Origin of the sequence: Peribacillus sp. NPDC097295 (genome assembly GCF_044761665.1) — a bacterium.
GTDB lineage: Bacteria > Bacillota > Bacilli > Bacillales > DSM-1321 > Peribacillus.
Map to the genome: position 1 here is coordinate 40,875 of NZ_JBIWCW010000004.1, position 13,067 is coordinate 53,941.

At 39.2% G+C, this 13,067-nt stretch carries 15 protein-coding genes; 2 read left to right on the forward strand and 13 right to left on the reverse strand.

Features of this window, described 5'->3' with window-relative positions:
* Positions 1–17 precede the first annotated feature (17 nt).
* From ACIQXN_RS08760 to ACIQXN_RS08775, 4 genes are all read right to left on the reverse strand, one after another.
* Complete coding sequence (locus ACIQXN_RS08760) at positions 18–1,370, reverse strand: aspartate aminotransferase family protein (RefSeq protein WP_402964868.1); 1,353 nt, start codon at positions 1,368–1,370, stop codon at positions 18–20.
* A 193-nt stretch (positions 1,371–1,563) separates the two neighbouring features.
* Entirely contained in the window at positions 1,564–1,893 is a 330-nt protein-coding gene (locus ACIQXN_RS08765) for a hypothetical protein (protein ID WP_402964871.1), read from the reverse strand.
* 195 nt (positions 1,894–2,088) lie between these two features.
* Entirely contained in the window at positions 2,089–3,063 is a 975-nt protein-coding gene (locus ACIQXN_RS08770; protein WP_402964874.1) for a S66 family peptidase, read from the reverse strand.
* Between the two features lie 280 nt (positions 3,064–3,343).
* Positions 3,344–3,505, reverse strand: coding sequence for a YjcZ family sporulation protein (locus tag ACIQXN_RS08775; RefSeq protein ID WP_402868981.1), 162 nt, complete (start codon positions 3,503–3,505; stop codon positions 3,344–3,346).
* A gap of 290 nt (positions 3,506–3,795) precedes the next feature.
* Between ACIQXN_RS08775 and ACIQXN_RS08780 the strand changes: the two genes are divergently transcribed.
* Positions 3,796–4,893, forward strand: coding sequence for an SGNH/GDSL hydrolase family protein (locus tag ACIQXN_RS08780; RefSeq protein ID WP_402964877.1), 1,098 nt, complete (start codon positions 3,796–3,798; stop codon positions 4,891–4,893).
* Between the two features lie 36 nt (positions 4,894–4,929).
* On the opposite strand, the gene msrB is transcribed toward ACIQXN_RS08780, so the two are convergent.
* Together msrB and msrA are read right to left on the reverse strand one after the other, a co-directional pair.
* Positions 4,930–5,358: a peptide-methionine (R)-S-oxide reductase MsrB gene (msrB, locus tag ACIQXN_RS08785; protein WP_402964882.1), complete on the reverse strand. Its 429-nt coding sequence runs from the start codon at positions 5,356–5,358 to the stop codon at positions 4,930–4,932.
* Complete coding sequence (msrA, locus tag ACIQXN_RS08790; RefSeq protein ID WP_402966066.1) at positions 5,351–5,839, reverse strand: peptide-methionine (S)-S-oxide reductase MsrA; 489 nt, start codon at positions 5,837–5,839, stop codon at positions 5,351–5,353. The genes msrB and msrA overlap by 8 nt, the downstream gene beginning before the upstream one ends.
* A 261-nt stretch (positions 5,840–6,100) precedes the next feature.
* Between msrA and ACIQXN_RS08795 the strand changes: the two genes are divergently transcribed.
* Entirely contained in the window at positions 6,101–6,841 is a 741-nt protein-coding gene (locus tag ACIQXN_RS08795) for a DUF4397 domain-containing protein (RefSeq protein ID WP_402964886.1), read from the forward strand.
* Positions 6,842–6,900: 59 nt separating this feature from the next.
* Here the strand turns inward: ACIQXN_RS08795 and ACIQXN_RS08800 are convergent, their stop codons facing one another.
* The 7 genes from ACIQXN_RS08800 to ilvA form a co-directional block, all read right to left on the reverse strand.
* Positions 6,901–7,485 (reverse strand): YpmS family protein, encoded by a 585-nt coding sequence (locus ACIQXN_RS08800; protein ID WP_402964890.1) that lies wholly within the window; start codon positions 7,483–7,485, stop codon positions 6,901–6,903.
* Positions 7,482–8,321 (reverse strand): SGNH/GDSL hydrolase family protein, encoded by an 840-nt coding sequence (locus ACIQXN_RS08805; protein ID WP_402964894.1) that lies wholly within the window; start codon positions 8,319–8,321, stop codon positions 7,482–7,484. Before ACIQXN_RS08805 ends, ACIQXN_RS08800 begins: the two co-directional genes overlap by 4 nt.
* A gap of 294 nt (positions 8,322–8,615) precedes the next feature.
* On the reverse strand, positions 8,616–9,206 hold the full coding sequence (locus ACIQXN_RS08810; RefSeq protein ID WP_402964897.1) for an SCO family protein: 591 nt from the start codon (positions 9,204–9,206) through the stop codon (positions 8,616–8,618).
* 153 nt (positions 9,207–9,359) lie between these two features.
* Positions 9,360–10,202 (reverse strand): DegV family protein, encoded by an 843-nt coding sequence (locus tag ACIQXN_RS08815; protein WP_402964901.1) that lies wholly within the window; start codon positions 10,200–10,202, stop codon positions 9,360–9,362.
* A gap of 235 nt (positions 10,203–10,437) precedes the next feature.
* The gene (gene tatC / locus ACIQXN_RS08820) at positions 10,438–11,190 is read right to left on the reverse strand and encodes a twin-arginine translocase subunit TatC (protein WP_402964905.1); all 753 of its coding nucleotides are present in this window, start codon (positions 11,188–11,190) and stop codon (positions 10,438–10,440) included.
* A gap of 86 nt (positions 11,191–11,276) precedes the next feature.
* Positions 11,277–11,468 carry a twin-arginine translocase TatA/TatE family subunit gene (tatA, locus tag ACIQXN_RS08825; protein ID WP_402964909.1) on the reverse strand — a complete coding sequence of 64 codons (192 nt, stop codon included), beginning with the start codon at positions 11,466–11,468 and terminating at the stop codon, positions 11,277–11,279.
* Between the two features lie 190 nt (positions 11,469–11,658).
* On the reverse strand, positions 11,659–12,927 hold the full coding sequence (gene ilvA, locus ACIQXN_RS08830) for a threonine ammonia-lyase IlvA (protein ID WP_402964912.1): 1,269 nt from the start codon (positions 12,925–12,927) through the stop codon (positions 11,659–11,661).
* Positions 12,928–13,067: the final 140 nt, after the last annotated feature.

Sequence of the window (13,067 nt, forward strand, 5' to 3'; positions counted from 1 at the left end):
ACCAGCTCACATCCTAATTAAGACGACATAGATCCTGGCAGGATCTGTTCTTTGAATTGAAGGAGCGTAGAGTCCATTCTTCTTAGCAGTTCCGTGCATTCATCCTTCGTGATGGTTAACGGCGGAGATATGATGATGGCTGCCCCATCTATGCCATCAAGTCCCGCTGCCGCAGGGTATAATATAATTCCATTTTCCATACCTGCCTTTATGATTTCATTTGTCACATCCATCGTTTTTGGAAAGGGGGTCTTCGTTTTTTTATCCTGGACAAATTCCATCCCAATCAATAGACCCTTACCGCGCAAATCCCCAATAAAAGAGTACTTATTAGCCAGCTCTTTCAATCCGATGATTAGGTCCTCCCCTCTCTTTGCAGAGTGTTCGACAAGATTGTTTTCCTCTATATATTTCAAAACGGCAAGCGCTATGGCACTTGATAACGGATTGGCACTAAGCGTATGTCCTCCCATGATTGAACGGGATCCATTCAGAATGGGTTCCAATACTTTTTTTGTCACAACAGTGGCTGCGATAGGTGTATACCCCCCGCTTATTCCTTTTCCAAAAGTAACGATATCAGGCTCTACCCCCCAATGTTCCGAGGCCAGCATCTTTCCCGTCCGGCCGAAGCCAGTCATGACCTCATCGGCAATGAATAGGATGTCATACTCTTCACAAATTGACTTGATTTTTTGATAATAACCATCAGGCGGGACGATGGCCGCACCTGCAGCACCGATAACTGGCTCTGCAATAAAGGCTGCGATATTATCAGCTCCTATGCGCCGGATTGATGCTTCCAACTCCAAAGCACAGGCCATACCACATGTGCGGTGATCTAAATTATACGGACAGCGGTAACAATAGGGAGGAGCAACAGAGGGGTATGATTCAAGTAAGGCGGTAAATCGCTCTCTTCTTAACGGATGACCAGACATTGAAAGAGCGCCAATCGTGATGCCATGATAGCTCATCCATCTGGAAATGATTTTTTGTTTTTTGGGTTTCCCTTTTTCCTGCCAATGCTGGATGGCAATCTTCAGTGCAGTTTCAGTCGCTTCTGAACCACTATTTACAAAAAAGCTATAAATGAGATCCCCTCTTGTAAAATCGGCTATTTTTTGGGCAAGTTCCTCTGCGGCTTCACTCGTAAACTGAGATCTATACACAAAGGATACTTGATTTGCTTGTTGGACCATGGCGTCTGCAACTTCCTGTACCCCATGGCCAATATTGGAAGTTACAGCACCAGAAGATGCATCGAGATAGTCCTTCCCTTCTTTGTCGTACAAAAAGACGCCCTTCCCATGACTAATAGTCGGATAGGCACCGCCGAGGAACGGCTTGATCAATGAAGACTGCTCCATACCCTCCCACTCTCCTTCTTGAGAAACCAACTATGTTCTATAGTAAAGTCTATGTCCCCAGTGAAGAAATCTTGCTAAGGAATTAATGCTCCCATTTTAAACTATGTTTATATGGAAATGAAAAGTCTATTCCGTTAGGATTTTCAATAAAAAGGGCAAAAAAAAGTGTATCCACTAGAGATACACTTTTTTCTTATAAAGAGCTATTTAGCTTTTCTTGACGAATCGATTCCAGAAAGCTTTCATCCTTTAAAACGGCCAACACATTCTTATAAAAAGCCGTTTTATCAATAACTGAGGTATGTACGTACTCATACTCTTTTAAAGATGGATGACGTAACACATCTTTCATGCAAGAAAGACAAACTTTTTTAGTGCCTAACTTATAGTAATTCAAGTTGCTTGCATCCCCATTAGAAGTATCTTCATTACACACGAAACAAGTGTGGCTTACCCGACCTTTTTTATTATATTCGGATAAAGCTCCTTCTAAACGAATGGATGCGGGAATTGTTAATAACACATAATCACCTTTTCTATTTTAAATCTCTTAGTATTATATCAGAAAAATAAAGAATTTGAACTATTAGCCTCATATTCCCTAATAATGCTTGTAAAATAGGAAAATATGCAGGGATTGATCAGACGATATCTGATGGTCAGACCTTCATCCCTTTAAGCCATCATACTAGTTAACTTCCATCTTTCTAACCACTTTTCATGAGAGGATGGTTACACTTGCTTTTCCGTTCCTCACGGTCATCTTTACATTTTCGCCTATAGGGAGAGTAACAAAGGGATGGACATGTCCAAAATTCGCATTCGCTATGACAGGGATGCCATTCAGTTCCTTTTTGGAGGCAATGATCTGCTGAAGTGCGTAAGGTGTCATCCCGGAATTATTTTGAAACCTTCCTATGACAACTCCCTTGATTCCAATTGCATCAGGCAACTGTAACAAAGACTGTAAATCTCGGTCAAAACTAAAAGGATGGCTTTCTTCATCATCTTCAATAAAGAGAATGCGATCCCGTAACGAAGGCATGTACTCTGTTCCCTGTAGAAGATTAATCGTACAAAGATTGCCTCCTAGGATTGTACCATCCGCTTCGCCCTCCTGTATGACCATGTATCCCGAATTTGGATGGAAGGTACGGTCATCCTGCTCCAGGTGCCATGAATCATCACTCCATGTTTCACTTTGTTCCAAGTCAAAGGCCTCATCCTGAAGGACAGCTTTTTTAAAGTACTCCATTGTATAATCCAGACCAGCCTTCATCCCGAAAGTAGAGAAATGAGGACCAGAGTATGTAATCAAACCAGTTTTTTGATAAATGGCCAAACTGATGGCCGTTATATCACTATATCCCATCAACACTTTAGGATTTCCCTTAATTAAATCGTAGTTGATATAATGAAGCAATTGGTTGGCATTGTATCCCCCAATGCTTGTAAAGATTCCTTTAACAGACGGATCTCTAAACGCATCATGTAAATCCTCGATCCGGTCTTCGATTGAATTCGAGAAGAAGTCGTCATGTACCAAAGTAGTTTTACCATATGTCACTCTAAAGCCAAGCTCAACTAACCTTTCCTCTGCCAGTCTACGTTGTTCACCTTTTACAATCGCCAGGCTTCTCGATGGTGCAATAACCCGGATTTCATCCCCCGCTTTTAAACGAGCTGGTTTCATATCTCTTTCCCCCTATATATATCACATCATAATTATTTTAGCAGATATGTAGAGCAAAGGAAATCGTGACCCACTAATGATTATACCACAAAAGAAACGTACGTTCTCACTTAAAACATCTTATTGATATATACAGCTAGAATATCAGTTATTAAAAATTCCTAGGTCCATGCCATCTGTAAACACTTCCTATCAAGGTTGCCTAAGCTCACCTGTCATGTAGACGATTTACCACATTAAGAAAAGACCAGCTTTACCAACTGGTCTTTTAGTGTTTTATTTAGCAGCAGAATGATGCGCCGATGATAACCAACAGAATGAATAAGACAACGATCAATGCGAAGCCTGAACCAAAACCGCCACCGCAGCCGCCACCATATCCTCCGCCATAACCATAACCGCCGCCGCAGCCGCCACCATATCCTCCACCATATCCGTACATAAAGTTTCACTCCTTCTTGATTTCTGTTTTCTCTTTACATCCTTACCATATGTCGATACGCCCGCCTTGGTCTGTGTATTTGCCCATTTTTTTTTATTTAAGCAAAAACTCCTTAGTTTCTTCTATATACAATCATTTTCAAATTTCATTTCCCCTAAAGAAAATCGGAATCAATCCTTATTGTGTTACGCTAAATTTGCGATATAATAAAAGAAAATATGCTAAATAGCCTAAGGGTAGTAGTTACTCCTACTCACCTATAAACAAAAATGTTAATCGGAGGAAACGAATTGAAAAAAGTTTCAAGATCCCTCATCCCATTCACTGCCGTATTCTTCATCCTTCTTCTCATGTACATCCCTCAAAAAGTTCCTAAAACATACGGGTCCGATGAAACTCTTAATGTTTATCAAAAATTCCAAGACGGTCAGCCGATTGACTATCTGGTTATTGGGGATAGTATCGGCAGGGGATCCGGCGCTGAGAATCCCAACATGACTTGGTTCAGACAATTAGAAAACAAGATGAATAAATACAATTCAGTCCCTTTTAAAGGAGACTACGTTGTTCAAAGCGGGTCCACTGCTTTTGAAGGACTTTATAAATTCTCTCAAAAAAAAGATAGTGGCCATAAGGATTTGATTTTCATTGTTTTCGGTGAAAATGATCGTAAATATATGAATGTGAACGATTTTAAAATGACATACGAAGCTCTAATCAGGAAGGCCAAACACCTATACCCACATGCTGAATTGTTCACCATTACGGAAAGTTGTTTAGAATATGAGGAATTTGCAAATGCGATCGGTCTTTTGACTGACTATTATGGCGCTACCAATATCGACATGCGCCCAATCTTCAAAAATTCGGGATTTACTGAAAAACAATTGACCAAAGACTTGATTCATCCGAACGGCCTTGGCTATCAATTCTACGCAAATGCAATTTACGAACAGTTCCTTGAAAATGCCAAACAGGAAAAGCCTGTCGCAAGCCTTCCTCCTAAAATTCATGAAGGCTCCGAATTGGAATTATTAGAGCATGACAACTATGACACAATGGTCGGCTTTAGACCAAGAGCTGGCTATTACACAAGTTCTGAAAAAGGTAGCTACATCGAATATCGATTCGAAGGCAATATACTTGGCGTTAAATTACTTAGAAGTCCAGATGGCGGGAAAGTCGATATATTCATTGATGGCAAATTGAATACTTCAATCCATACGTGGTGGCCCTTTGCACGTGAAAGGTATTTATTCGTCACAAATGGCCTTTCTCCTGGACCACACACCGTACGATTTGAAGTCTCAGGAAGGGAAACCGCAAATGACATTCCCAACACTTATGTCAGGCTCTCTTCGATCATCACCAATAATATGCATCCCTAAACAAAACAGCCCCTATCCATGATAGGGGCTGTTTTGTTAAATAAATAGCTTCTTATATTCCCCGTATCCTTCTTTTTCAAGATCTTGGAGTGGGATAAATCTAAGAGAAGCAGAATTAATGCAGTACCGTAACCTGGTTGGCCCTGGACCATCATCAAATACATGACCAAGATGGGAATCGGCTGTTTTCGAACGAACTTCGATTCTTCTCATTCCATAGCTCGTATCCAAATTTTCAACTACTTCACCATCGTCCAAAGGCTTGGTAAAACTCGGCCAGCCACAAGCGGAATCAAATTTATCTTTGGAAGTGAAGAGCGGGGTACCCGAAACGATGTCCACATATAGGCCCTCTTCCTTCAAATTCCAGTATTCATTATGAAACGCAGGCTCCGTCCCGCTATTCTGTGTGACTTCATATTGTATCGGTGTTAATTTTTTCTTTAACTCGTCTTTATTACTCATTTCTTTCCCCCCAATGATGTTCTTGAAATGCTTTGCGACCCGAACCAACTGAATACCTCTCGTAATGCTCTGGTTGCTTTTTATAATAATGCTGATGATATGTCTCGGCTGGATAAAAGGTCTTAGCTGGTAGGATTGGGGTGGCAATCGGTTTAGAAAAAATGCCACTCTCCTGTAGCTTCGCCTTGGAAGCTTCCGCAATTTCACGTTGTTTTTCATCATGATAGAAAATGGCCGTTTGATAGGAACTGCCACGGTCAAAAAACTGTCCCCCAGCGTCCGTAGGGTCGATTTGTTGCCAAAATAAATCGACCAAATCCTTATAAGGATAAACCGTAGGATCAAAAGTAATCTGAACAGCCTCATAATGGCCCGTCGTCTCTGAACAAACCTCTTTATACGTAGGGTTCTCCGTCTTTCCCCCTGTGTAACCGGAAATAACGGATTCGATACCCGGCTGTTCATCGAAGGGTTTCACCATACACCAGAAACATCCTCCGGCAAACGTTGCTTTCTCTAATTGATTAGTCAACTGTAATATCCTCCTTTTTGGGAAAGGCTCTGTTTAATGCATTTTAACCCTTTTATATGGCCATGTAAAATCATCTGCTGTTCAAACTACATTTCCTTAACACCATACTTTTCTTTTTTTTAGATATTAAATTGGTAGAAATGAAGGCACATGCCCAAGCATGCTCCCATATGATGTTTTCATAATGATTCAAAATGAAAGGTGATTGACATGAAAAATAAACATACACATTTACAAAAAGCCATGAATTACGATGCTTTATCTTGCTACTATAAATATAGTAACCCTCATTTACATGATTATTATTATCACAAACACTTGAAGAGTATGGAAAAAGCAATTCAACCAATGCGAAATGGTCAAATGATTTCTCTCAAACCAGCAAAGGTCCGTGTATTTCACGCGGCTCCTAAAGCTCCTGCGGTCGATGTATATGTTAATGAAATGCGCATCCTTCAGAATTTCGCCTATAAAAACAAAAGTGACTATTTATCATTGCCTCCTGGTAAGTACCAAGTTGATATATACCCTACCGGCCAAACCACTTCCACCTTGCTTAGCCGTAAGCTCGATGTGGAAAGCGAAAAAATGTACACAGTCGTTGCTGCAGGATCAAATGAAATGCTGAAACTACTTACATTTGAAGACAATCCTTATGTTCCACAAGGTGAATCCAAGATCCGTTTTGTCCACTTATCGTTTGATACACCACCAGTCGATATTGCTGTAAAAGACGGCGATGTCGTATTCTCGAACCTCTCTTACCGTAAAGCGAGCGAATATCTGAACCTTTACCCCATGCACGTTGATTTTGAAGTCAGATTAGCCGGTTCTAAAGAAGCAGCACTTTCCTTGCCCACTGATATTCAGGCAGATACCCCATTATCGATTTATATAGTGGGCTCCAGTCAAGGTGAACCTGGTTTAGAAGTTATCACCCTTTCCCCTTGAACCACACACGATAAAAAGCCAGGATTGCTAGACCCTGGCTTTTTATCGTATGTTTTCAATTACTGCAATGAAGAGGGTACGGTCAATAAGAAAGAAATATCATCATTCTTCAAATCAAATTCATTGGCTTTTACCCTGACGTCACTTTTCAATTCCATGTCTTGCAAGGAAACATAAATATTTTCCTCATTAGGATTGATAGTGACCCACTCAGGCATCTTATACCGCTCATTAATTAAATTCATCACGTAGGAAACAGGTAGGTTCATTTGCCCAATGGAAATGGATTTTTGTTTTAGAACCAAGTCTCCATTCTTCTGCGCAATTGGTTCGAATGTTAATTTCATTTCCACTTCACGATTGAAAAATGGCATTTTCCCGTATAACTCCACTTCATCCTTTAAGTACACTTCATAATGCATTAATCCAGTCAAGCCTTCTTTATCAAGGTACTGGTTGATTAGTCTGGTCAAATCTTCCCGATTCGTATGAATCTGAAACTGGATATCTTCTTCCTGACTTACAGCTGGTTTCATCTCTTTATCTTTTGCCGGTAAATTAATTAGGATTAGAATAGTAAAGATGACCAGGATGTTAAGGGCTAATAAAGTAATAAACAAAGTCTTCCATTTGACATTTGTCATTCTTGGTCATCATCTCCTTTGGCACTGGCTTCCATTGCATCCTTTCCGATAGTCAATACTTCCATGTTATTGTAGATTCTTTCGGCGATCAGTTCATATCCTCGATCATTGGGATGGAAGTAATCCTCAGTATATAACAAGTCTTCTTTGGAATTTTGAAAAATATCATCTATTTCGATAAAATATGCAGAGTCATATTCGGTGATGATCTTTTTCCCACTATCATTCCAATCATTCATAATTTCATCGAGTTCATAAAAGTCGGCAAACCATTTTGAAAATGGGTTATATACGCCAACTAAATAAATCTGAGCCTGTTCATTTTCAGAACGGACCTTATCCAATATCTGTCTTAATCTTTTTTCATATCCTATTTTTGCAGAATCGAATTGGTTCAGTTCCAAGTTGGAGAAGTTCTGTTTAAATACCCTCATGATATCGTTACCACCAATTGTGACTACGATGGAATCGGCTTGTTCAATATCTTTCTGAACGCCGGCCTTTTCCAATCTTTTTAATAATTGGTCGGTCCGATTTCCACGAACTCCATGATTGATCATCTCAACTGAAGTGATCGTCGGTTCTCTTTCAAGGCTTTTCTGCAGATAAGGGAGGTATCCTCCCTTATCTTTACTGTCGCCAACACCTTGCGTAAGGGAATCACCTATTGAAACAATTTGAACAGGATCCGGAAAAAAGCTGGCTGGAATGGTTTCTTTTTTACTCAATTCAACAACGTGATGCTGTTGAACGGTTGGTTGTTCTGAAGCAGTGCTCTGAGAGCAACCTGAAATCCATACTAGGCATATAAAAAGACAGGTGATTTTATATCTCATACTCTCACCTTCCCTACCTAAATATTATATCATGGAGAAAAAAGATAATTGCAATCATTTTATCCCTTTACATGACTGTTTTAAATAATCTTGACCATTGTATAGTATGAAAAAAAGCAGGAAATTAAAGCTTGTCCTTTAAATTTTAGCATGTACTTAGTATGTAAATTCATTCTTCGCATCCACTCATTATTACCTTACAACCAAGTCTAAATAAAAAAGGATGATTAAAGACTTTTTCCCTCCATTTTTAATTTGTAAACTAAAAAACTATTGAACAGGCCATTTACCTGTTCAATAGTTCTGTAAAATTTTTATATGCTTAATCATTTCATCAAATGGAATACCTTGAAGTCCTGTATAATCACGAATGATTTTTCCATCTTGGTCCATTAAGTAAAAGCTGGTCTGATGGATCACCTGATCTTCATTGTCCGGTTTCTGTACTATCGTCTTGAAGTTGTCCATTGCAAAGGCCTCGATGTCATCTTGGCTATATCCCGTTAAAAAATTCCAATTTGTGTAATCCACATTAAATTGGTCTCCAAACTCTTTCAAGACTTCAGGCTTGTCAACTTCAGGATCAACAGAAAATGACACGAACTCAACATCCGATATCCCCTCATCCTTCAGCATTTGTTGCAATTTCACCATATTTGCCGTCATGGGAAGACATACATCCTCGCAATTTGTAAAGATGAAGTCAGCAACCCAGACCTTCCCTTTTAGATTTTCTTTTGAAAAGGGTTTTCCATCTTGGTTAACATTACTAAAGTCTTCCATGTCCCAATTTTTCGCATCAGGTACTCCATTTGAACCACATGCCGTAAGCATTAATATTACCGCCATGCCTATAGCTGCCTTGAATCTATGCAGCTTCCTCATTCTTACCCCGCCCTTTATGTATAAAATATTCTGTCACTTCTTTCATTTTACCAGACCCTGGGCAGGAAAACAGCCTCTCTTTTTACATAAAACGGCGTTTCAGGAATTCATAACACGACTGTTCACTCTTAATGGCTCTAAAAAGGGATATGATCAATCCCAATAATACATAATTGCCATGGCACCTTCACCGGTATGCGTGCTGACGACAGCGGTTGTTGCCTCCAATTTAATATCTTGAACTCCGGATATTTCGGTAATCGCCTGTCGGCTCTTATCTGCCATTTCAAATCCATTGGCATGCACATAACCAACACCTTTAATTTCTTTTCCCTGCGTATCTTCTAAGAATTTCTTTGTTATGAATTTTACAACTTGGGATTGGCTCCTAGCCTTGGAAATAGGGTTCAATACGCCTTGTTCAACCCTTGCGATTGGTTTAATATGTAAGAGGGAACCGATGAAAGCTGACACCTTGCCAATCCTCCCACCTTTTACGAGGTTGTCCAAGGTGCCTATGACAATGATTAGACTTGTCTGACTTCTTATGGTCTCTAACCGTTTCATTATCTCTTCGACGGATTTGCCTTCATTCGCCATTTTGGCAGCCTCAATCACTTGGAATGACATGGCTTTAGAAATAAATTGCGAATCAAAAACGGTAACTTTCGCGTCAGCCATACCAGCCGCAGTCTCTGCGGAACGCACTGTACCACTCATTCCACCAGTCATGTGGATCGAGATGATCTCACTGCCATCCTTTCCAAGTTCATTGTACACCTCTAAAAAGGTACCTACTGCTGGTTGAGAGCTTTTCGGAAGTTCCTTTGATCGATTCATTCTTCTTAAGAATTCTTCCTGCTCTATTTCCACTTTATCCAAAAAGGTCTCACCATCGATATAAATCGATAACGGAACCATCGTAATGCCATAATGTTCAAACTCTTCAGGTGTCATATCCACTGTTGAATCGGTAACGATTTTCACTTTATTCATCTATACACATCCCTAAATTAACGTATCTATTGTATTATACCTATTCGAAGTATGCTTTCAAACTAAAGCTTATAATTTTTTCAGAGTATTGATTTTCAATGTTATATATATGTCGGATTCCAGTTAATCCTTTACCTACTCAAAGTTAAAGCTCAATACCATTTTCCATTACGACGAGGAAACTTTTTTCACCTGCAAAAAAAGACCCAAAAGGCTGAAACCTTTGGGTCATTTTTTATAAACCTTCTTCATTCCGAAATGAGTCTTCCCGCATGCTTTCTCGTTTCACCCTACGTTTATAGACAATTTTCGAAAGCGATATACTAACTTCGTATAATAACAATAAGGGAACCGTGACCAGGAAATCCGACATGAAATCAGGAGGTGTTATGGAAATGGCTATTACCACCAATACGAAGTAAGCATATTTTCTTAATTTTTGAAGCACATAGGGGTTGATGAGTCCGATTGAGGTCAAGAACATGGTGACGACAGGGAGCTCGAATAAAAAAGCAAAAGGAATGGTCATATTAAAGACAAATGAAAAATACTTATCCGCTGTAAAATTGGTTATGAACATACCTTCACCCAGCTCAATTAGAAACTGAAGGATCGTCGGAAAAATGACATAGTAACCAAAAGCCAGACCGCCAATAAAAAGGATGAAGAGAGCTGGTATATAGGAAAGAGTCGCTCTCACTTCATTCGGCATCAAAGCTGGTTTAACGAATAACCAAATTTGAAGAGCAATGATTGGAATGGTTATGGCAATGGCAACAACACCGGAAAGCATAAAATAAATCCAGATAATATCGCTCGGGCCCAAGACCATCAATTCAAAATCAAGATCTTTCACAAACCAATAATAGATTTTTTCCACATAGATAAAACTAACGATAAAAAAGATGAAAAAAGCAACAGCCGTAATGATCAGCCGTTTTCTCAATTCCTCGAGATGATCGATGATATTCAATTCTTTATCTTCCAAAATAAATCACGCCTTCATCTGAAAATCCATTTCTTTGCTACAGAATAAAAGACGTAAGAAGGTTCTATCTTACGCCCTGCATTCAATCATTCATGATTTTTTTGTGGTATTTTCTTATCATCTTCATAGTCACCTTTTGTCAGTTCATTCGTGGACTTCTTAAATTCTCTAAGCGTTTGTCCAAAAGCACGCCCGATTTCTGGAAGTTTCTTTGGGCCAAAAATGATTAATGCCAATACCAAGATGATGATTAAACCAGGTATTCCAATGTTCGACATGGATACATCCCCTTTGATGTTGTATTTCAACCTATTCTAATTATAATACCATTTTCAGCCAGATGAAAGAAACTTGGCATTTCGTCATACAACGGTAACAATTATCGACAGAATGCGCAACTCACGGCAAGTTAGAATAATATGTAAAAATATATACATTATTCTAACCTAATTTTCAATTTTGTCTAGTTTAAATTAATAAGTGAAATAAATTACTGTCCTTATTAACTTCCACACTTGAAAAACCCTTTTTATTCATTCTCTCCATAAGCCCTTGATAATCGGATTTATTTTTCAATTCGATTCCAACCAGTGCCGGTCCGCTCTCTTTATTATTCTTCTTCGTATATTCAAAACGGCTAATATCGTCATTGGGTCCCAATACTTCATCAAGGAATTCTCTTAATGCACCTGCACGTTGTGGGAAATTCACGATAAAGTAGTACAGGAGGCCTTCGTATAATAAAGACTTTTCCTTGATTTCCTGCATACGGCCAATGTCATTATTTCCCCCACTGACAAGACACACTACCGTTTTGCCTTTAATTTGATCTTTGTAAAAATCAAGTGCCGAAACTGAAATCGCACCCGCTGGTTCAGCAATGATGGCATGTTGATTATATAGATCAAGAATCGTTGTACAAATATGCCCTTCAGGAACAAGAACGATATCTTCAAGATTTTCTTTACATATTTGATATGTCTTTTTCCCTACACACTTAACGGCAGCACCATCCACAAAGGTATCAATGCTCTCTAGCTCAAACACTTTTCCTTCATTGAAAGAAGACTTCATCGAAGGCGCACCAAGTGGCTCGACCCCTATACACTTCGTTTCCGGGGATACCGATTTGAAATAACCGGATACACCAGCCATTAATCCTCCACCACCAATGGCAGCAAATACATAGTCAATTTCATCTTCACAATCATTCATGATCTCTACAGCAGTCGTGCCTTGCCCGGCAATTACCTTTTCATCATCGAAAGGGTGAATGAAAGAACGACCTTCTTTTTCACAACACTCCATTGCACTAGCAAATGCATCATCGAATGTATCTCCAATTAAGATAATTTCAATATTATCCCTTCCGAACAATTGGACTTGATCGATTTTTTGCCTTGGTGTCGTAGCAGGCATGTATATTTTTCCATTAATGTCTAACTCACTGCAGGAAAAGGCCACTCCCTGTGCATGATTCCCGGCACTCGCACAAACGACTCCGTTCTTTGTTTCTTCCTGAGTCAAACTTTTCATTTTATAATAAGCTCCCCTCAATTTGAAGGAACGCACATGTTGAAGGTCCTCACGCTTTAAATAAACATTGCATTCGTACTTATTGGATAAGCGCTGATTTTTTTGTAAAGGAGTATGTAAGACAATTTCTTTCAATTCTCTATAGGCAATTAGAATTTCCTCCAATTGGATCCCCCTATTCATGGATGCAGTCTGGTTCATAACAATCCCTCATTTCCTTCCTAATCAATTCAATAATTATAGCACTTTATCACAAGAATGTAATTGATTTTTCTAAAAATTCCATCTTTTTAGAATGCAAAAAACCGATTATGGCTTATACTCCACAATCGGTCATTCAT

Excerpts from the sequence above, each read along its gene's own strand:
- ACIQXN_RS08760 (WP_402964868.1), bottom strand. The coding sequence starts at position 1,370 with ATGGAGCAGTCTTCATTGATCAAGCCGTTCCTCGGCGGTGCCTATCCG.
- ACIQXN_RS08770 (WP_402964874.1), bottom strand. The coding sequence starts at position 3,063 with ATGAAACCAGCTCGTTTAAAAGCGGGGGATGAAATCCGGGTTATTGCA.
- ACIQXN_RS08775 (WP_402868981.1), bottom strand. The coding sequence starts at position 3,505 with ATGTACGGATATGGTGGAGGATATGGTGGCGGCTGCGGCGGCGGTTAT.
- msrB (WP_402964882.1), bottom strand. The coding sequence starts at position 5,358 with ATGAGTAATAAAGACGAGTTAAAGAAAAAATTAACACCGATACAATAT.
- msrA (WP_402966066.1), bottom strand. The coding sequence starts at position 5,839 with ATGGTGAAACCCTTCGATGAACAGCCGGGTATCGAATCCGTTATTTCC.
- ACIQXN_RS08795 (WP_402964886.1), top strand. The coding sequence starts at position 6,101 with ATGAAAAATAAACATACACATTTACAAAAAGCCATGAATTACGATGCT.
- ACIQXN_RS08800 (WP_402964890.1), bottom strand. The coding sequence starts at position 7,485 with ATGACAAATGTCAAATGGAAGACTTTGTTTATTACTTTATTAGCCCTT.
- ACIQXN_RS08805 (WP_402964894.1), bottom strand. The coding sequence starts at position 8,321 with ATGAGATATAAAATCACCTGTCTTTTTATATGCCTAGTATGGATTTCA.
- ACIQXN_RS08810 (WP_402964897.1), bottom strand. The coding sequence starts at position 9,206 with ATGAGGAAGCTGCATAGATTCAAGGCAGCTATAGGCATGGCGGTAATA.
- ACIQXN_RS08815 (WP_402964901.1), bottom strand. The coding sequence starts at position 10,202 with ATGAATAAAGTGAAAATCGTTACCGATTCAACAGTGGATATGACACCT.
- tatA (WP_402964909.1), bottom strand. The coding sequence starts at position 11,468 with ATGTCGAACATTGGAATACCTGGTTTAATCATCATCTTGGTATTGGCA.
- ilvA (WP_402964912.1), bottom strand. The coding sequence starts at position 12,927 with ATGAACCAGACTGCATCCATGAATAGGGGGATCCAATTGGAGGAAATT.